An 18,423-nucleotide genomic window follows, 5' to 3' on the forward strand; every position below is an offset into this window, starting at 1 on the left:
TCGGAATAAGAAGGGTTTTGCACGCCCCCCGGCCCATGGGGCCGCGGCTTGAGTCAGTAGAAGTGCGGCAGGTTTTTGGCCCGCGCGGCGCGCACCCAGTTCGGGACGAACGGGACGATCTTGTCCTGCGACGGAACCATGATTTCGATGAAGTTCGCTCCGGGGTTGGCGATCGCCTCAGACAGAACAGCCTCTATTTCTGACTCACTTGTGATTTTCGCGGTACGGAAACCAAACCCCTCGGCAACCTTGCAGTAATCCACACGGCCGAAGTCGGTGGACCACGGTTCATCTATTTCGTCCAGTAGGATAGCTTCGCCCCGGATCCAGCCGAATGTGTCGTTTCGGGTCAGGACAATCGTGACGTTTTTGCCGGAACGCTTGATCGACTCCATGTCGCCAATGACAAATCCGAACGACCCGTCACCGGTAAAGGAAATCACCGGGCCGTCATTGGCATAGGACGCCCCCAGACAGGCAGGCACCGAATATCCCAGCGCACCCATGGAGTAGTTGGTGATGTAACGCCGGCCCGGCTTTTTGAACGTCAGAAGGGCAGACGGGTAGATCGCGCTGACGCCCGGCTCCGACGTGATCACGGCGTCGTCCGGCATTATTTTGTCCAGCGCTTGGCTGAGCTTGACCGGCGAGATCGTCCCTTCGGGCATCGGGATGTTCGAGTTGAAGACATTGTCGAGCGCGGTTTTCTTCATCGGGTTCAGATCGATCCTGTCGCGCTTCAGGCTCGGATGCTCGGCCCTGATGATCTCGACCATGTATTCAATGCTGGCCCGCGCGTCGCCGACCATGCCCACTTTGACGGGAAAGTTGTTGCCGACATGCGCCTCGGCAATATCCAGATGCAGAAAGGTCTTGGATTTTGGGTCCCCGTACAGCTTCCAGTGGTCGGTCGCAGCGCTGTCGGTGTTTGACCCGACAAAGAAGATCGTGTCAGCTTCAAACACGTACTGGTTGGAATACTCCATTCCGCCGCGCCCCCCGATGACGCGCAGTGCCAGTGGGTGATCCTCTGGAATGGTGCCTTTGCCGGGCGTTGTTGTGCCGACGGGGATTTGCAGAAGTTCCGCCAGTTCCAGAACTGCGTCGGAGGCTTTTGAGATCAGCCCGCCCTGGCCGCAGACAATGGCCGGTTTTTTGGCAGCCAGAAGAATCTCGATTGCAGCGCGGATTTTGCTGTGGTCGGCAACTGGGCGGTGCGCCGGGTATTGGCTGTATTCCGCCTCGGCATAGAGATCGTCAACCTCCGCCTCTTCTCCGAAGATGTTGATCGGCACTCGGATATGCACCGGTGCAGGGCGACCGGAGGTTGCGACACGAAAGGCCCGGCGCAGCAGGAACGGGATTTCCCTTGCGTTCGTCAGCACAAAGCTTTCCTTGCAGATACTGTCGTAGAGTTTGGTCTGATCGACCCCGGTCAGACCGTGTTTTTTGTCCTGATTGATCGGAATGTCCGAACTGAAAAAGATCACCGGAACCGAGCTGAGGAAAGCTTCGGTGATGCCGGGCGAACAATGAGTGACGCCGGGGCTGGGGGCCTCGAGAACGCATGGGCGCCCGGTGATCTTCGCATAGGCCTCGGCGGCGTAGGATGCGGTGCGTTCATCGCGGGTCAGGACGAACTCGATATTGCTGTGTTCACGCCATTCCTTGTACCAGCCGATGGTGGTTTCCCCCGGCAGGCCGAAAACATGGCGGACGCCGTGCAATTCGAGCATCTTCAGGATGATCTGGGCGCCGTTCATGCGCTTTTTGTCTTGGTGTTCCATGGGTAGGTTCCCTTTCCCGATCAGCTGCCGCACACAGTGCTGTATGCAGCTGACCTGAAGTTTTTGATATTACGTCAAAGGTTCTGCGACAGCGTATTTTGTCAGCATGTCAGGATTGACCTGAACGCCCAGGCCCGGCCCGGTCGGAACGTGTACCCGCCCGTTTTTGACAGGGAAGGGTTCGGTCAGAATGTCTTCCGCGGCGTAGTAGGTCGCCATGTAGAATTCGCATTGCAGGACCAGGTCCGGTACGGCGGCCATCAGATGGGCACCGGCGGCATGGGCCAGTCCCGTTTCGAACATGCAGCCGCCATAGATCTCGATTCCGGCAGCACGGGCGATTGCCGCCACCTCCAGCGCCCGCCGAATACCACCGGATTTCATGATCTTGAGCGAGAAAATGTCCGCGATCCGGATCTGCGCCCCGTAAAGCGCGCCTTTGGGGTCAAACACGCTTTCGTCCGCCATGATCGGGGTATCGATTACATGCGCAATGTGGGCCAGGGCTTCACGTTCGTGCATCTTGACGGGCTGTTCGACAAATGTCGGGCGAAACGCCTCGAGATCCCGGATGCAGCGCACGGCGTCATAGGCCGGAAGACCCTGATTGTAGTCAATGCGGATGTCCGCCTCGTCGCCATAGATATCACGCAGTTTTTCACAGCGCATAAGGTCGAACCGATGGTCGGCAAAACCGGTCTTGAACTTGAAGATGCGCACGCCGTCTTCCCACATCGCGGCGATGTCATCGAGGTCCGCGTCGAAATCTGGGTTGGCGACCGAAAAGCTCATCCCCATGCTGTCACGCATTTTACCGCCGACCAGTTCGCAGACCGAAAGGCCGGTGATCTGGCCGGTGATGTCCAGCAGCGCCATTTCCAGCGCGGCCTTGGCCTCGGGGTGGCCGATCAGCACCTTCTCCGCCATGTTCATGTGCTTTTCGACCTGGACCGGGTCCTGACCGATCAGATGCGGGCGCAGGTGCACGTGCAGGGCGGCGGCGTTCGCCTCGGCGGTTCCGGTAAAGACAGGCCAGGGTGAGGCTTCGCCCCAGCCTGTAAGGCCGGTATCCGTTACCAACTCCAATATCGCAACGTTGATACCTGCTACGTCGCCGCTGCCATGCGAATGGACAGCTTTGGCGGGGATCGAAATGCGATGAACGCGCAGAGTTTCGATTTTATGGTCGCTCACGTATGTCTCCGAAAGTGAGAGTTGATGGTGGTCAGTTCGGCCGCACGACCAGCACGCTGCAACGGGCGTATCGCGACACCCGGGCAGCGTTTGGTCCGATCAGAAAATCCCGGACCGATGGTTTGCTGGCACCGATCACGACGAAACTTGCTGACTGATCGTCGGCGTGGTTGATCAATTGCTCGTAAACGACACCGCGCAGCACCCTGGTTTTGTGTGCGACGCCGTGCCAATTGAAGTCGGCGCAATACGCGGCCAGATCATTCTCTGCCTCGATCAGTACCTGCTGGTGCATTTCTGCCGGGATGTAACCCTGAACATAGCTGAGCTCCTGATCCGGTATGACAAAGATCACCTCGACCGTGCTGTCATGGGATCGGGCCAGCGAAATCGCTTCGTGAACGACGTGGGCGTCGCTGTCTTTGTGCACAAGATCAACGGCTGCGAGTATTTTGGATCGGGTCATGACGTGGGTCCCCCCTGCTGTGACAGGCGAATATAAAGTGTGGAAGGGGCCGGCCGGTTACCGGCCAGCCGAGTTCCGCATATTGTCAGGCAGCCAGGTGGCCAGTTCCGGGAAAGCGATCATCACAAAGACCATCACCACCATGATCAGGAACAGCGGCAGGGCGGTCTTGGCGATATATCCCATCTCGTGCCGGGTGATCCCCTGCATAACAAAAAGGTTGAAACCAATCGGGGGTGTAATCTGCGCCATTTCCACAACCACCACGATGAAGATTCCGAACCAGATCAGATCGATGCCCGCGCCCTCGACCATCGGCTGCACAATCGCCATGGTCAGGACGACCGACGAGATGCCGTCCAGAAACATGCCGAGAATGATATAGAACAGCATCAGCGCCAGCAGCAGAGAGAAGCGCGACAGTTGCAACCCTTCGATATATTCCGCCAGCGCGCGCGGCAGTCCGGTAAAGCCCATCGCCAGTGTCAGGGCAATGGCACCCATGAGGATAAAGGCGATCATGGCCGAGGTTCGGGTGGCACCCAATAGGCTTTCTATGAAGGCCTCCTTGGTCAGCGATCCCTGCATGGCCGCCAGAATGAACGATCCGATAACCCCAATAGCGGCAGCCTCGGTTGCCGTGGCAAAGCCGCCATACATCGAGCCGATGACAACCAGGATCAACAGGATGATCGGGATGAGGAACCGGCTTTCGTTCAGTTTCTGCCCAAAGGTCATACGGTCGGAGATTTCCGGTACTTCATCACGGCGCAGAAAGGACCATCCAGCGACATAGGCCATGAACATGCTGGCCAGCACGATACCGGGCAGGATGCCTGCCATGAACAGTTTCGAAATCGATTGCTCGACGGCGACCCCGTACACAATCAGGGTCAGAGATGGCGGAATCATCAGGCCCAGCGTCGCCGCGCCGGTCAGGGTCCCGATGATCATATATTCAGGGTATTCCCGTTTGCGCAGTTCCGGGATCGACATTTTGCCGACGGTGGTGAGCGTAGCCGCTGAAGAACCGGACACGGCAGCAAATATGGTGCAGCCGACGATATTCACGTGGACCAGGCCACCGGGTAAACGTTGCATCCACGGGCTCAGACCCCGAAACATGTCCTGCGATAATCGACTTCGGAACAGGATTTCGCCCATCCAGATGAACAGCGGCAGCGCCGTCAGTGTCCAGCTTGAGGATCCGGTCCAGATACGGGTCAGCATCGCGTCGCCAGCCGGGCGTGATGTGAACATCTCAAGTCCAAGGTAAGCCACGCCAAACAGCGCGAGGGCGACCCAGACGCCTGTGCCCAAAAGCACAAACAGCGCGAACAGAAAGATGGAGACGAGGTAGAATTGTTCCACTGGGCTTACTCCGCGTGCACATCGACCCCGGCGGATCGAATGTTGTCCTTACCCGTGAAAAGGGTACTGATCAGGTTGTCGAAGGCGCAGATTGCCAGCAGGACCGTGCCGATGACCATCGACATCTGCGGGATCCAGATGGGCCACGCGTCCTGCCCCTGGCTGATGTCGTTGAAGCGATAGCTTTCATAGGTCAGTTTGATGGCGTAGCGCGCGAACAGATATGTCAGGTAACTGGCAACTGCCCAACACCAGATTTCCCCAAATCGCCGGAACCGTCCAAGCGCGTTCAAAAGCAGGTTCACCCGAATATGGCTGCCGCTGTTCAGCGCATAGGGCAGCGCCAGAAACGACGCGGCGGCCATGCAATAGCCGGTGAAATCTGGTCCACCCACGACAACCTCACCCACCCATCGAGAGATCATCTGCATCGAGACGAAACACAGGATCAGGATCAGAAAGACAGCGGCGATATATCCGGCCCAGCGGTACAGAGCATCCAGAACAACGCGCAACAGATTGAACAGCGCCACGGCAATTCTCCTCTTCTGCGCCCCGACGCCGGACCGGCATCGGGGCTTGTTTCAGCCAAGGATTATTGGGCAGCCTTGAAGGCGTCGACGATTTGCTGACCTTGTTCGCCGGCAGCTTCCAGCCATTCGGCGGTCATAGTCTCGCCGATCGCGCGCAGTTCAGCGGCCAGTTCATCGCTTGCGGGGCCGGTGGTCATGCCGTTCTTGCCCAGCTCGTTCACGGTGAACTCGGTGTACTGGATCGAACGCCAGTCGCCTGCATATTCCGCGGCAAGGGCGCAGCCGTTCACAACGTTCTTGGTCGCGTCATCCAGGCCGTTCCAGGCATCCATGTTCACCAGAACATAGTTGCGCGGCATCCAGGCATCCACGCCGTAGTAATGCGACAGGCTTTCCCAGACTTTGCGGTCGTAACCGGTGGACCCGGACGAGACCATGCCCTGTGCCACACCCGTCGCAAATGCCTGGCTGATTTCTGCGGCTTCGATCTGCACCGGCAGCATCCCGGCAAGCTCGGCCATGCGGGCCGAGGCAGAGTTATAGGCGCGGAACTTCAGACCTTCGGCATCGGCCAGTTTGTTGACCTCGCGGTCGAAATACAGACCCTGACCCGGCCACGGTACCGAATAGAGCAGATGAAGGTTCTGTTCCGCCAGCAGTTCGGACAGCGGGCCCTTGGCCACATCCCACAGCTTTTCGGAATCCTCGAACGAGGTCGCAAGGAATGGAACAGAGTCAAAGCCGAACAGCGCGTTTTCGTTCTGGTGACCGGACAACAGACGCTCACCGATGTTGACCTGCCCTGTCTGGATTGCGCGTTTTATTTCCGCGCCCGCATAGAGCGAGCCGCCCGGGTGGGTTTGAATGGTCAATTCACCCGCCGTTCCCGTGGTCACGCATTCAGCAAACATCGCACCGGTGGCCGAGTGGAAGTTGGTGGCCGAATAGGCCATCGGCATATCCCAGGTTTCAGCATTGGCCGATACCGCTGATACGGTGGCTACCGCGACACCAGCGGCAATTTTGGTGATTGTATTTGGCATTTCAAACTCCCTTGTTGCCTATTTTCGGCCCCTGATTTTCCGGGGCGTTTATGGTCGTTTCTTCAGAACCGCTGCGGATCGTAGACGGTCAGATCAATATTGCTGCGCTCTCCGGTCACCAGCCCGGCCAGAATGCGTCCGGTTTTGGGCCCGGCGGTCAGGCCAACATGATGATGCCCGAACCCGGCCAGAACTCCGCTATGGCCAATCTCTCCGATCAACGGCAGGCTGTCGGTCGGGGCAGGGCGATGGCCCAGCCAGCTGTTCATGTTTTCGAACCTGAGGTGCGGAAAGCTTTCCTCGACCTTGCGCCTGAGCAAATCAAGCGGCGCTTTTGAAGGCCCGGCTTTCAGCCCGCCAAATTCGACGACACCGGCACAGCGTAGCCCATTTGCCATCGGGGTGGCGACAAATTTGCCGGTGGTGATCATCAACGGGGTTGATGGCCCGTTTTCCGCCCCCGCGAATTCAATGTGGTAACCACGCTCGGTTTCGAGTGGCACGGACAGTCCAAGCTTTTTCGCCAACGGTCCGGACCAGACACCTGTCGCCAGAACAATATTGGAGCAGGGCAGTGTGCCGCTGTCGGTGATAACGGCCGTTGCCTTACCGTCAGTGAACTCGAAATCTGTAACCTCGGCCTGACGGATCGAAGCCCCCAGTTTTTCGGCTTCGGTTGCCAGCGCGGCCACGTATGATCCGGGGCTGCGTGAAAATCCGTGATCGTGCATCACGGCCAGAAGTTTCAGATTTTCCGTCAGGTTCGGTTCGAACTCGCGAACGGCGTCCCCTTCCAAAACCTCGGGTTCAAAGCCTGCGGTTTGACGCAGCATCCACGAATAGCTGTCCGCTTCGAAGGCGGCGCGGTCGGGATAGGCGAAACTGTAGTCCGAGGTTTGGACCCATTGCGCGGCATCTGTTCCCTTAGTCAGGGCAAAGTGCTGCTCGACCGAGTCCGAGGTCAGCGGAGCCAGCCCGGCAGCAATTCTACGGGTGTCCTTGTCGTTGGCATGTGACAGGTATTTTGTCAGCCATGGCACAAGCCGTGGCAAATAGGACCAGCGCAGAAACAGCGGGAAGTTCGGGTCCAAGGCCATTCGGGGACCTTTGAGAACCAGTCCCGGCGCCGTGACAGGGGCGACTGAGCATGCCGCCAGCACCCCGGCATTGCCATATGACGTCGCCCTGTTATCCCCTGGCGCGTTGCGGTCCACAATGGTGACGTCGGCGCCCTTGCGACGCAACCAGATAGCGGTCGAGACACCGACGATCCCGGCGCCAATTACGACGACTTGTTGAGCCTCAGACGTCATATCATCCCATTGCGGCGAGAATCATCGCCCCTTGCATCGTATTCCAGCCTGTATACAGTACTGTCGCAATCTGTGAAGACAAATGTTTCTTTTCCCGTGCGCTTTGATAGAACGGGCAAAATCCGAACTGTTGGGTATGAGATGTCCAAATCCGAAGGAAGCGTAGAACGCGCCTACGAGGCGTTACGCAAGAAGGCGATCAGTTTCGAGTTCATGCCCGGTGAGCGCCTGAACGAGACCGCGTTGACAAAAACCCTTGATGTCAGCCGCACCCCGCTGCGCGAGGCATTGAACCGGCTTGCCGCCGAAGGGTTCCTGACTTTCGAGCTTGGCAAAGGGTTTTTTTGCCGCCCACTCAGCCCCGACAAGATTCTGGAACTTTACCAGCTACGATGCGCGCTTGAGACCGAGGCGCTGATCCGTACCATTGAAGGAGCGGATGACAACGCAATCGCCGAGGTTGTCGCCTATCTGGACGAGGCCGAGAAATCCTATTCTGTTTGCAGCGATCTGAATGTTCTTTTGCGCATGGACGAAGAGTTTCATGTCAAGCTCGCGACACTGTCGGGCAATAGTGAACTGGTCCGGCTGCTGTGCAACGTGAACGAACGCATCCGGTATGTAAGGATGATAAACTTGCGGCTGCTGCGTGATCGCCGGGATACGCCTGACTATGATCACTCTTCCTTGTCACAGCATCGCATCATCCTGAATGCGGTAAAGGCACGGGACAAAGACGCCGCGATCGCAGCTTTACGGCGTCACATTGAACGCCGCAGTGAACAGACGGTCGAATTGGTGCGCGTGGCGTTTTCCCAACTCTACGTTCCGGGGAACTTGTAGACCCACAGTCCTGCCCAACTGTGTCACGCAGCTGGGTCAGGATGTGCGATGTCTACCTCGCCAACCCCAGCAGTGGATCATCCAGTTCCGGGGAAAACCGATCCGGTACAAGCGATTCATGAAACCATTTCAGGAAGGTGTAGATCGAGAACACTGGCAGCCCGGTCAGTTTGCGGACGTCCGCCGCGTAAGGCGTCATATTGGTGCATTCCAGCAAAATTGCGCCGACATCCGGATGTTCTGTCACCAGTTGCCGCGCCGCATCAAGCATATCCAGCCGGCATGCCGCAAAATCGATTTCGGGGGCATCTCCCAGTATATCACGGGTAAACGCCCGACCACCCTCGGTGCCCACGACCGGAGTATCAGCCGGTACATTCGCGGCAGCCAGATGGGCCGGCGTCAGCGTTTCTTTCGAGATCGTCAGAATGCCCACGCGTTTTTCGGGGGGAAGCGTTGCCTGAATCATGGGGGCCTGCATCAGAGAGGATGTGGCAACAGGAACCCGTACCGCCTCGGCCAGCCTGTCCTGAACAATCGAAAGAAAACCGCAATTTGTCGTGATACCGTCGCATCCTGAGGCAACCAGGTCTTTTGCGGCTTCGATGAAAAGGTCAACCAGTTCCCGTGCATCATTGCGCACCACCAACTCGGGCGTGGCGCTGCGCACGACGCGGTACTGTACCGGGAAAGGCCAGGTCAGCGCATTTCCGATGTCGCCGGGAATGCGCGGAAACTGCGTTTCAAGCATAAGAATGCCAAGGTTGGCTCCGTATACCGTTTTTCCACCGTAACAGGTCTGCATGGCGTGGCCCCACTGGATGCAATTGTACGCATAGCTGTATACAATTTTGGGAAAGTCAATCCCGATCTTTCCCGTTCGATGGAATTCAGGCGGAATGGAACCGGGGTTCTCTCTTTTCCAGAAACGCATTCATGCCTTCCTGTTGCGCCGGCAATCCATAAAGGGCGTGGTACATCTGCCGCTCATAGCGAAGACCGGAGTCCAGCGTGCTATGTTCGGCCATGTTTACACAGGCACGAGCCATTTCTGCGATGTCAGGTGCATAGCCCGAAATGGTTCGTCCTACATCCTGTGCGGTTTGTTCAAGTTCTTCGGACGGTACTACGCGGCTGATCAGACCCATCTGAAGCGCCTCCTGCGCATCCACCATTCGACCGGTCAGGATCATGTCCATCGCCCTGGCGCGTCCAACCAGCCGGGTAAGGCGCTGCGTGCCGCCGATACCGGGAATACAGCCGATCTTGATTTCAGGCTGGCCAAGTTTTGCGGTGTCCGACGCCAGGATGACGTCGCACATCAGGGCAACCTCACACCCGCCGCCCAACGCGTAGCCGCCAACAGCTGCAATCTTTGGCAGTTTCAGTGCGGCGAACCGGTCCCAGCCGCCAAAGAAGTCGCTGGCCTGCATGCTGGCATAGGTCTGAACCGCCAACTCGCCGATGTCAGCCCCGGCCGCAAAGGCGCGCTCGTTTCCGGTCAGGATCAGGCAGCCGATTGCCGGATCTTCCTCGAAGATGGTGGCCGCGTCCAGCACTTCATGCATGACCTGCGAATTCAGGGCGTTCAGCCGATCCGTCCGGTTGAAGCGGATTGTGGCGACACGCCCGTGAGTTTCCGTCTGAATTGTCTCATATATGATCAACTGTCCCAGATTGCTCCATAGGCGGGGATGCCGAGGCTTTCCAAGTCGTGCACGACTTTGCGCGTAAGCTTCTGGTTCGAAATCACGATGACAGCCTCGGCGTCGCTGTCACGCACGGCCTGCAAAGCCAATGCGGAAAGGTTCGGTTTACCCCGTTTATCAGTGTCCCAGATCAGAGGGGTGTCAGTATGCGCTTCGATCTCGTCAACCAACGCGTTCCCATAGGTCTTTCGGGGGCTTCGGGTCGACCAAATCAGCCTGTTCGGCACGTCACCGGCCAGAAGATGAGGCAGGATCGGACCAATTCCGGACCCGGTGCCGACGTAAACGACCTTTTTGAACAAAACCTCAATGCGGGCCACGCCAGATGTCGTGATGCCTTTGACCCAGACCCTGTCAGGCGGGTTGTCGATGAATCGTCCTGTCCAGTCTCCGGCCCGGCTGATTGCCAGCCGGTAGCCTTTCTGGTTCGGGGCCGGGATATTGGCGAATGAGTGATACTCTCCAAACGGTGTGTGACTGATGGCGTTGGAACTGCCGGGGAACGGCGTGTCGCCGTATTCGAACCGGGCAATCACCGCATGGTTTGACGGTTTGACAATATCAACCTTCACCTGTTTCAGCGTCAGCCACGGAGACAGGATCGACAGTGTGATCAGGCAAAGCATCCAGAACGCTGTGCTGTGCAACAATGCATCGCCCGTGTCAGAAATTATTGACACCGTCTGTGCCCAGAACAGCGCCAGGACGGTCCATCCGATGAAGCGATGTATTTTCTCGAACATATTATGGAATCGGGCTCGGATCGGTCCCAACGCTGAAACCACCATGACGGTCATCAACACGACCATGGCGGCGCTTAGCGTCAGTGTCAGGCCCGAGGGCGAATCCGCCCCTGCACCCCTGTTCGCGATCATTCCAAACAGCAAGAACCCGAACCAGATCGTGCCCGCAACGGTACATCCTGAATGCAGTCCGCCAAAATGAAAGACCTTGCCGGCACCCCAGCGAATCCACAAAGGCCAGGATGTCGGAACCCGGGTCGCCAGCCAGAACAATGCGTTGACCGCCCTTTGCTGCCGGATCAGGATACCGATGCTCAGGTTGATCAACGCCATGTCCGCGATGAGGTTCAGCGCGTACTCACCATCATGAAACCACCTGCCCTGGTGCAGCCCCATCACGAAAACACCCAGATTGACGACGGCAACCAGCGCCGCCAGTCGCCGATATTCCATCAGCGCCGGGTGCCGTGTGACCCGCCGCCAGTTCAGGCCCCGGGATTGCAGATTTGTGGTTTGAGTTGTCATCACTTCAGCTCCGTCCCGGTTTGCGCGATGTGGTCACGGGCGAGTTGCTTCAGCAGGCGCTTGTCCAGTTTGCCGCGTGTTGTCCGTGGCAGGGCGTCCATCGGCATCACCACAGCCGGACAGCAATAATAGGGCAGACGGTCCGCAACCGATCGCGCCGCACGCTTGGGGCAAGCGGAAGCAGGCGAGATGAAACTTACCAGATTTCGGCTGTCGTATTGCAGCGTCACGGCCTGTTGGCAGCAGGGCGACTGTTCGAGCGCGCCTGAGACGCTGTCCAGTTCCACCCGAAAGCCGCGTATCTTGACCAGATCATCAACGCGGCCGAAATGTTCAAGCTCTCCATCGTCGGTCCAGCGGCCCAGATCGCGGGTGCGAAACATCATATGGCCAGGGCGAAACGGATCGGGGCGGTAACGCTCATCCGTCAGCTCAGGGTTGGCGAGGTATCCGGTTGTCACGCAATCCCCACCGGCCCACATCTCACCCTTCTGGCCAATTGGCAGGGCGCGCAGGTTTTCGTCCAGAATGTAGACCGTGTTGTTGGGTGTCGGACGACCTATGGACAGGATCTGTTTGCCGGGGTGATGCGGCTCGGCCGTGTTGATGATTGTCGTCTCTGTCGGACCACAGGAATTGTAGAATGTGCAAAAGGCCGACCACCTGTCGGCAAGAGGGCGTGGGCAGGGTTCTCCGGCAACGGCGGCGACTTTGACCTGTTGGCATCGTGTATGATCCAGCGCGTTCAGGATCGACGGCGTGGCGATCAGAACGTCCACCTGTTCCGCCGTATCCTGAATGGACTTGCCACGAATAACCAGCGTTGCCCCGTTTGACAGCGCCCCCAGGGTTTCCCAGGCGGCCATGTCGAAAGCGATGGATAGAACCTGTCCAACCTTCATGCCCGGGCGCATTCCCAGATCACCGGGCGCGGTCAGCAGGATATTCGCCAGATTGGCATGGCTGACCTGAACGCCATTGGGCACACCTGTCGTACCTGATGTAAACAGGATCATCGCAAGATCTTTGGGTCGCGCCCGGTATCGGGTATCCGGGGCTGGGGCATCCAGGAGCGGGTCGAACATGACCGTGTCGATGGTGATCAATGTTTGGTTTGCCGATACGGGCACCTGATCCGCCAGTTCACTGAGACTGAGCAGAACGCGCGCGTGCGTTACTTCGGCCACATGCCGGAGCGTTTCGGGAGGCGCAACGCCGACATGCTGCGGTACATACGCAGCACCCAGTTTGATGGCGGCCACAATGCCAACCACCATTTCGATCGAGCGGTGCAAAAACAGGCAGACTGCATCGCCGCGTTTCACACCATGGGCGCGCAATACGGCGGCCAGACGGTTGGATGCCTGGTCCAACGTACGGTAGTTTATCTCGTGCCCACCGCAGTCGATGGCGACCGCGTTTGGGTTCCGCTGCATTTGATGCTGCAAGGCTTCGGCAATTGTGGCGTGGCGTGGTTCCGCCTTGGGGCCCCAGCCGAAATTTCGGAAGCGGACCTGATCCATAGGGCTGAGATGGCAGAGGACATCTGGGTGTTGTCGAAGGGGCAATTCTGAGGAGCTAAGAGGGGTAAAATTGCTTGAAGCTGAGATGTTGATTTCTTGCATGACAATTTCCTATCGGTTCAGGGGTCACGCAATATTGATAATGGGAAAATTTCCCATTATGACTCACGATTGATCACGAAATAGTCACGAAAGCGTTGAATGTGTTAATGCGTGACAGATGTTATCCGCCAAAGGCCTTTAATGAGTAGCGCAATGTCGACGACCCCCAAGACACCTCTTGAATCCGCGTTGCCAGCCTTGCTGGAGCCTTTGGCACAGGCGATGGTCGCACATGGCGTCACTGTTGGCAGCGCGACCGAGGCGCTGAAAAAGGCGTTGCTGAAAGCGGTTGAAGACAGTTCAGACACACCTCTGAGCGACAGCCGCGCCAGCCTTTTGACGGGGCTGCATCGCAAGGATGTAAAACGCCTGCGCAATCTTGATGATGAAGCGCCGGAAAAGCGCAGTTGCAGTGCGGCCGCGTTGGTGATCAGCCGTTGGGCGACATCGCCCGAGTTTCAGGACAACTCCGGTGAGCCGCGCAAACTGCGGCGAAAGGGCAGCGAGGGTGGGCCAGGATTTGACGATCTGGTTCGGCTTGCACGTATCGACATGGCCCCGGGTACCGTTCTGAAAACCCTGCTTGACCAGAATATCGTCGAACAAGGACAGGATGGGGATTTGCGTCTTTTGACCCACGCCTTTCTGCCATCGGGCGGCGGGGCGGAACAGGTCGCAGCGTACCAGGCAACATTGTCCGCACATCTGTTGGCCGCCACGCAGAACCTGCTGGCAGAGCCGGGCGCCCGGCGGAATTTCGACCGCGCTGTCCGGTATTCACATCTCTCAGAGGCCTCGATCGAAGAGTTGCGCAAGGTATCCGATGAAAAGGCACAGGCGTTGTTGCAGGAAATTAACGCGCTGGCCCGATCCCTGCAGGACAAGGATCAGGGCAAGGGCCACTCGGGCCGATTTGCGACGGGCGCTTATGTGATGCCCTTGCCGGACAAAGGCAGGGATAAGAGTGAGTGACCATGTTCCTGTTTCACCGTGCCTTGTCCGCAATCCTGACAATCCTGATACTGGCCTCCCCCGCCGGCGCAGAGGGTAGCGAAGAGCGGGAAGGCGGGATAATTGGTACCGGTATCGCCGGAACGATTACGCATCTCGGCAGTATCCATGTGAACGGGTTACGCATTCAGATTGACGATCAGGCATCCGTGGCAGGTTCGGTTCCGGCAATAGCCGCCGGGTCACTTCAACCGGGGCACACGGTCGCGATCACAGCCGAGCGTAGGGGCGATGGTTGGAACGCAAGGCAAATCCGGCAGGTTCTGCCGGTCGCCGGGCCAGTGTCGGATGTCAAAAGCGGAACCCTGACCGTGCTTGGCACCCGGATTGAAGTCCCAGATCAGAAACCGGACGTGCAAGTGGGAGACTGGGTCGCGATCAGCGGTTTGTGGCAAGGGGAGCGCCTGCTTGCCTCTCGGGTCGAACGGTTAAACGGCATGGATCATCAGGCCCGGTTGAGCGGAACCTATCTGGGTCCGGACCCAAATGGCGATATCGTCATAGGAGGCAGCAAGATCACCGGGATCAGACCAATGCACCTGGAACCCGGCGATGTGATCCGAGTTTTCGGTATGCCGACGTCGGACGGGATCGAGGCCAAAAGGATCGAAACTGGCTTGTTTGATGGTCCTGTCGGGATTGTGCAGGTTCAGGGGTATTTATCCGTTCCGAAACCAAGTGGTCTTTACACGGTTCTCGGCAGCGGGCTTGTTTCGTACACCGACAGGCCCGAGATGATTGATCCCAACAGCCAGGTCATCCAGTGCGGGCAGGCGGGGCAACTCGGTGTGGACAGCACAAATACAAGCCGTCAATCGGACCAGATCCGGGCCGATCTTGGCTGCTGATCCATTCGTGATTTTAGCAGTATTTTGTGGTAATAGGGCGCGTCGCCAATTCCGGGTGACATCCAAAGGATCAGGAGACCAAATTAACCCAAGGAGCTACTTCATGTTGGATAATCAGACTATTGTTCGCGCGCCAGATGGCAGGCTGATCTCAATCGGTCGGACAGGTGTAAAAGTGGAAACACCGGTCAAGGCATCGACCGGAATTTCAAGATCACCGGAAATCAACGGTAGTAAGCCCCGTTCCAGTCCTGCTCAGGTTGGCGCCAAGATCGATCCAATGCAACTTGGTGCGAGAATTGATCCGGCGCAGCACGGCGCAAAGATTGACCCCACCCAATTTGGTGCAAGAATCGACCCAACCCAGCATGGTGCGAAAATCGATCCGACCCAGTGCGGAGCCAAGATCGACCCGTCACAACACGGCGCCAAGATTGATCCGGCAGCCTAGGGCTAACAGCTGGATCAGAACGCCAACCTCGGCGTTCTGGTAACGGGCCCGGGAATAAAACCTGGATCAGATCCCGGGCCCTGTCCTTTCCGGCAGAGATTGGTTTTGAAGCAGTATTTCGAAGGCACACACAGGGTCCGCCCGCCGGGCCAGACCGTTGACCTGATGCGCGATCTGTTCCCCGTTTTCGGGATAACGCGCATCGCGGATGTCACCGGGCTCGACCGGGTTGGGTTGCCGACAATCGTCGTGTGTCGGCCAAATTCCCGCTCGATGGCTGTATCGCAGGGAAAAGGGGCCACTTATGATGCCGCCGTCGCCTCGGCGGTGATGGAGTCCATAGAGATATTTCATGCAGAGCGTATCGTCTTTCCGGTAATTCACGCCTGTTATGAGGACATCCGGTATACGCACAATGTCGTTGAGCCGGATCTTCTGCCGCAATGCAGGGGAAGACAGTTCGATCCCTTCCAGCCGATATTGTGGCTGGAGATGAAATCGCTTGGGGGCAATTCCGGGGGCTGGGCGCCATATGAACTGATACACACAAATTACACACGGCCTTTGCCGCCTGGCAGTGGGTTCTTCCTTTCAAGCTCCAACGGCTTGGCGTCAGGAAACACCTTTGCCGAAGCCGCCTGCCACGCCTTGTGCGAAGTCATTGAACGCGACGCCATAGCGCTATGGTCGCAATTGCCCTGGACAGATCGTGACGCGCGACGCATCGACCAAGATACGATTTGCGGCGGCTCACTTCTTGCGATTCTGAAAAAAATCCAAGACGCGGATATTGATGTGGCGATCTGGGACGTCACTTCGGACATTGGTGTGCCTGCATATCTGGTCTGGACATGCGAGAAAGGAAACCTGCCGGTTTTGCTGCCGCGGCCCTCGGTCGGTGCGGGGTGTCACCCTTGCCGCGAAATCGCATTGTCCCGCGCGCTGACAGAAGCCGCACAGGAACGGCTGACGCTGATCACCGGTTCCCGCGATGACTTGTCCAGGGAGTTCTATCGCGAAATGGAATTTCACGAGACAATCGCAAGGCCCGGAAAGCTTGAGTTCGGGTCAAGAAAATCGCAGGAAACAGCAACCCCGGATGATGATCTGGATCAGATATTAGCGGGCTTGCAGAATGCTGGACTTCACGACGCATACATCATCGACATAACCGCGGACTATGTGGCCAAACATATTTCGGTGGTCCGTGTGCTTGTTCCGGGACTGGAAGGTCCAAGCGACGACCCGCGCTACGCAATGGGGGTGCGGGCGCAAAGACAGCTGGAACCGGCCCAATGACCATATTCGTATTTTGCGGCCCCACGATCCGGAAAAGTGAAGCATTGAGTATTCTTGACGCTGAATACCTGCCACCTGCTGCACAGGGGGATGTGATGGCCGTGATGGCGCGCAACCCCCATGCCATCGGTATCATTGACGGGTACTTTCAGCTGACACCTTCGGTCTTACACAAGGAAATACTTTGGGCGCTTGACCAAGGCGTTCACGTTTTCGGCAGCGCCAGCATGGGAGCGCTAAGAGCCGCCGAGCTTTGCGATTTCGGCATGAAGGGGATCGGGTGCGTTTTCGAGGATTACCGCACTGGCCGGATTACACGGGACGACGAAGTCGCCCTGAACCACGGACCCGCCGAACTGGGTTATCCCGCATTGTCTGAACCATTGGTGAACATCAAGGCCACGCTGGCGGCTGCGTTGGAAAACGGGGTTATTTCACAAGAAACCGCAGCAGCTTTTGAAGCGCATATGAGCCGGACATATTTCTCACACCGTTCCTATTGCAACATGATCGAATACGGTCGTCAAAAAGGGTTTGATCTAAAGGAACTCGCCCGTTTTGAAGACTGGCTGGACCACGGGAAAGTTGATGTAAAGAAAGCTGATGCGGTCGAAATGCTAACCTTCATGAAGGACTTCCTAAAGCAGAATCCGGGCAGGTTTTCGTCGCAGTTCTATTTGGAACGGACTTCGGTTTTCGACCGGGTCGGCCAATGAGCGCCATGCTTCGTCAGTTTCAAGGGAACGCGCGCGGAGTTATCTTGTTTGCGCTGGGCGTGTTTTTCATGTCCGCGCTGGATGCGGTCGCAAAAATGCTGGCCCAGACATATTCTGAGCTTCAGGTCATATTCTTCGAAAGCGTGTTCGGGCTGCTGTTTTTCTTCGGGATCATCGCCCCGTCGACCTGGCGTTCGATGGTGTCGCCACGGTGGCCGCTGATGATTGGCCGAGGCTTGCTGACCTTGGGAACGATGTATTTTTTCATCGCAGGTCTGAAGGTACTGCCTCTGGCTGAGGTGACGATCATCTTCATGGTTTCCCCGATCATTTCAATGTGTCTGTCTTCCCTGTTCTTTCGGGAACACGCGAGCGTCCTGCAGGTCTTAGCGGTGGTTGCCGGAGCTTTGGGTGCATGTCTCATTATTCGCCCGCCGGGCGTCGGCATGAACATGGCCGCTTTGCTGCCGCTGGCCGCGGCTTTTTGCAGTGCCTTCGGTCTTGCGGCGGCGCGCGCCCTGTCCCGCCGCGACACGCCAGAAGCAATCACGGGCTATGAATATCTGACGATTTTTCTGGTCGCTGTCCTTCTGGTTCCGACTGGGGACCACCTGCCCGAGACGCCGGATTTGTGGCTTGTTGTTCTACTCGGGCTGTTCGGCGCCTTATGCGTGTATTGTCGAACGAAAGCGTGCTCGGTTTCGCCGCTCAGCTTGATGGCACCGGTAGAGTACTCCGGGATGATCTGGGCCATCATCTTTGGCTATGCGATCTGGAACAACCTGCCGGATTTCTGGGGATGGGTCGGGGCAGGGCTGATCGCAATTGGCGGCTTGCTGCCAGCGCTTCCAATTGGTCAGTCCGCCAGGAAGGAGAACCGACTCTGATGCAAAACTTGTCGCCTGTCTTTCCGGTTCGGACGGGTATCGGCTTTTCGGTTTTGGTC

The 18,423-nt window shown here is 57.6% G+C and carries 18 protein-coding genes; 7 read left to right on the plus strand and 11 right to left on the minus strand.

Features of this window, described 5'->3' with window-relative positions:
• Nucleotides 1–53 precede the first annotated feature (53 nt).
• The 7 genes from AC2FIR_RS09635 to AC2FIR_RS09665 all read right to left on the minus strand — a co-directional run bounded on the left by AC2FIR_RS09635 (nt 54) and on the right by AC2FIR_RS09665 (nt 7,707).
• A complete protein-coding gene (locus AC2FIR_RS09635; protein ID WP_496745917.1) occupies nt 54–1,787 on the minus strand; it encodes a thiamine pyrophosphate-binding protein in 1,734 nt (577 codons plus the stop codon).
• A 69-nt stretch (nt 1,788–1,856) separates the two neighbouring features.
• On the minus strand, nt 1,857–2,981 hold the full coding sequence (locus AC2FIR_RS09640) for an enolase C-terminal domain-like protein (RefSeq protein ID WP_496745919.1): 1,125 nt from the start codon (nt 2,979–2,981) through the stop codon (nt 1,857–1,859).
• A 31-nt stretch (nt 2,982–3,012) separates the two neighbouring features.
• Nucleotides 3,013–3,447 carry a universal stress protein gene (locus AC2FIR_RS09645; protein WP_170679100.1) on the minus strand — a complete coding sequence of 145 codons (435 nt, stop codon included), beginning with the start codon at nt 3,445–3,447 and terminating at the stop codon, nt 3,013–3,015.
• Between the two features lie 57 nt (nt 3,448–3,504).
• Nucleotides 3,505–4,818 (minus strand): TRAP transporter large permease, encoded by a 1,314-nt coding sequence (locus AC2FIR_RS09650; protein WP_170611677.1) that lies wholly within the window; start codon nt 4,816–4,818, stop codon nt 3,505–3,507.
• Nucleotides 4,819–4,823: 5 nt separating this feature from the next.
• On the minus strand, nt 4,824–5,351 hold the full coding sequence (locus tag AC2FIR_RS09655; protein WP_480492186.1) for a TRAP transporter small permease: 528 nt from the start codon (nt 5,349–5,351) through the stop codon (nt 4,824–4,826).
• Between the two features lie 62 nt (nt 5,352–5,413).
• On the minus strand, nt 5,414–6,394 hold the full coding sequence (locus AC2FIR_RS09660) for a TRAP transporter substrate-binding protein (protein ID WP_170611680.1): 981 nt from the start codon (nt 6,392–6,394) through the stop codon (nt 5,414–5,416).
• A 62-nt stretch (nt 6,395–6,456) separates the two neighbouring features.
• A complete protein-coding gene (locus tag AC2FIR_RS09665; protein WP_496745922.1) occupies nt 6,457–7,707 on the minus strand; it encodes an NAD(P)/FAD-dependent oxidoreductase in 1,251 nt (416 codons plus the stop codon).
• A 141-nt stretch (nt 7,708–7,848) separates the two neighbouring features.
• Between AC2FIR_RS09665 and AC2FIR_RS09670 the strand changes: the two genes are divergently transcribed.
• Nucleotides 7,849–8,550: a GntR family transcriptional regulator gene (locus tag AC2FIR_RS09670; protein WP_170611684.1), complete on the plus strand. Its 702-nt coding sequence runs from the start codon at nt 7,849–7,851 to the stop codon at nt 8,548–8,550.
• Between the two features lie 52 nt (nt 8,551–8,602).
• Here the strand turns inward: AC2FIR_RS09670 and AC2FIR_RS09675 are convergent, their stop codons facing one another.
• From AC2FIR_RS09675 to AC2FIR_RS09690, 4 genes are all read right to left on the minus strand, one after another.
• Nucleotides 8,603–9,355, minus strand: a complete 753-nt coding sequence (locus AC2FIR_RS09675; protein WP_170611847.1) for an aspartate/glutamate racemase family protein — start codon at nt 9,353–9,355, stop codon at nt 8,603–8,605.
• Between the two features lie 85 nt (nt 9,356–9,440).
• Nucleotides 9,441–10,217, minus strand: coding sequence for an enoyl-CoA hydratase-related protein (locus AC2FIR_RS09680; protein WP_496762219.1), 777 nt, complete (start codon nt 10,215–10,217; stop codon nt 9,441–9,443).
• Nucleotides 10,214–11,527 (minus strand): hypothetical protein, encoded by a 1,314-nt coding sequence (locus AC2FIR_RS09685; protein ID WP_496745926.1) that lies wholly within the window; start codon nt 11,525–11,527, stop codon nt 10,214–10,216. The genes AC2FIR_RS09680 and AC2FIR_RS09685 overlap by 4 nt, the downstream gene beginning before the upstream one ends.
• On the minus strand, nt 11,527–12,963 hold the full coding sequence (locus tag AC2FIR_RS09690; RefSeq protein WP_480812823.1) for an amino acid adenylation domain-containing protein: 1,437 nt from the start codon (nt 12,961–12,963) through the stop codon (nt 11,527–11,529). Before AC2FIR_RS09690 ends, AC2FIR_RS09685 begins: the two co-directional genes overlap by 1 nt.
• Before the next feature lie 342 nt (nt 12,964–13,305).
• On the opposite strand from AC2FIR_RS09690, the gene AC2FIR_RS09695 reads away from it, so the two are divergent.
• The 6 genes from AC2FIR_RS09695 to AC2FIR_RS09720 all read left to right on the plus strand — a co-directional run bounded on the left by AC2FIR_RS09695 (nt 13,306) and on the right by AC2FIR_RS09720 (nt 18,364).
• Nucleotides 13,306–14,124, plus strand: coding sequence for a DUF6502 family protein (locus AC2FIR_RS09695; protein WP_496762221.1), 819 nt, complete (start codon nt 13,306–13,308; stop codon nt 14,122–14,124).
• A gap of 2 nt (nt 14,125–14,126) precedes the next feature.
• Nucleotides 14,127–15,011: a DUF5666 domain-containing protein gene (locus AC2FIR_RS09700; RefSeq protein ID WP_496745995.1), complete on the plus strand. Its 885-nt coding sequence runs from the start codon at nt 14,127–14,129 to the stop codon at nt 15,009–15,011.
• Nucleotides 15,001–15,462, plus strand: coding sequence for a hypothetical protein (locus AC2FIR_RS09705; RefSeq protein WP_480492193.1), 462 nt, complete (start codon nt 15,001–15,003; stop codon nt 15,460–15,462). Before AC2FIR_RS09700 ends, AC2FIR_RS09705 begins: the two co-directional genes overlap by 11 nt.
• Nucleotides 15,463–15,567: 105 nt before the next feature.
• The gene (locus AC2FIR_RS09710) at nt 15,568–16,761 is read left to right on the plus strand and encodes a YcaO-like family protein (RefSeq protein WP_496762223.1); all 1,194 of its coding nucleotides are present in this window, start codon (nt 15,568–15,570) and stop codon (nt 16,759–16,761) included.
• On the plus strand, nt 16,758–17,477 hold the full coding sequence (locus AC2FIR_RS09715) for a TfuA-like protein (RefSeq protein WP_496745930.1): 720 nt from the start codon (nt 16,758–16,760) through the stop codon (nt 17,475–17,477). The genes AC2FIR_RS09710 and AC2FIR_RS09715 overlap by 4 nt, the downstream gene beginning before the upstream one ends.
• Nucleotides 17,474–18,364, plus strand: a complete 891-nt coding sequence (locus tag AC2FIR_RS09720; RefSeq protein ID WP_496745932.1) for a DMT family transporter — start codon at nt 17,474–17,476, stop codon at nt 18,362–18,364. Before AC2FIR_RS09715 ends, AC2FIR_RS09720 begins: the two co-directional genes overlap by 4 nt.
• Nucleotides 18,365–18,423: the final 59 nt, after the last annotated feature.

Source organism: Ruegeria sp. CDSB136 (assembly GCF_059610965.1).

Bases quoted from the DNA above. Each gene is read 5' to 3' on its own strand.
- AC2FIR_RS09635 (WP_496745917.1), bottom strand. From the start codon at position 1,787: ATGGAACACCAAGACAAAAAGCGCATGAACGGCGCCCAGATCATCCTG.
- AC2FIR_RS09695 (WP_496762221.1), top strand. From the start codon at position 13,306: ATGTCGACGACCCCCAAGACACCTCTTGAATCCGCGTTGCCAGCCTTG.
- AC2FIR_RS09720 (WP_496745932.1), top strand. From the start codon at position 17,474: ATGAGCGCCATGCTTCGTCAGTTTCAAGGGAACGCGCGCGGAGTTATC.
- AC2FIR_RS09660 (WP_170611680.1), bottom strand. From the start codon at position 6,394: ATGCCAAATACAATCACCAAAATTGCCGCTGGTGTCGCGGTAGCCACC.
- AC2FIR_RS09690 (WP_480812823.1), bottom strand. From the start codon at position 12,963: ATGCAGCGGAACCCAAACGCGGTCGCCATCGACTGCGGTGGGCACGAG.
- AC2FIR_RS09665 (WP_496745922.1), bottom strand. From the start codon at position 7,707: ATGACGTCTGAGGCTCAACAAGTCGTCGTAATTGGCGCCGGGATCGTC.
- AC2FIR_RS09645 (WP_170679100.1), bottom strand. From the start codon at position 3,447: ATGACCCGATCCAAAATACTCGCAGCCGTTGATCTTGTGCACAAAGAC.
- AC2FIR_RS09700 (WP_496745995.1), top strand. From the start codon at position 14,127: ATGTTCCTGTTTCACCGTGCCTTGTCCGCAATCCTGACAATCCTGATA.
- AC2FIR_RS09675 (WP_170611847.1), bottom strand. From the start codon at position 9,355: ATGCAGACCTGTTACGGTGGAAAAACGGTATACGGAGCCAACCTTGGC.
- AC2FIR_RS09715 (WP_496745930.1), top strand. From the start codon at position 16,758: ATGACCATATTCGTATTTTGCGGCCCCACGATCCGGAAAAGTGAAGCA.
- AC2FIR_RS09685 (WP_496745926.1), bottom strand. From the start codon at position 11,527: ATGACAACTCAAACCACAAATCTGCAATCCCGGGGCCTGAACTGGCGG.
- AC2FIR_RS09670 (WP_170611684.1), top strand. From the start codon at position 7,849: ATGTCCAAATCCGAAGGAAGCGTAGAACGCGCCTACGAGGCGTTACGC.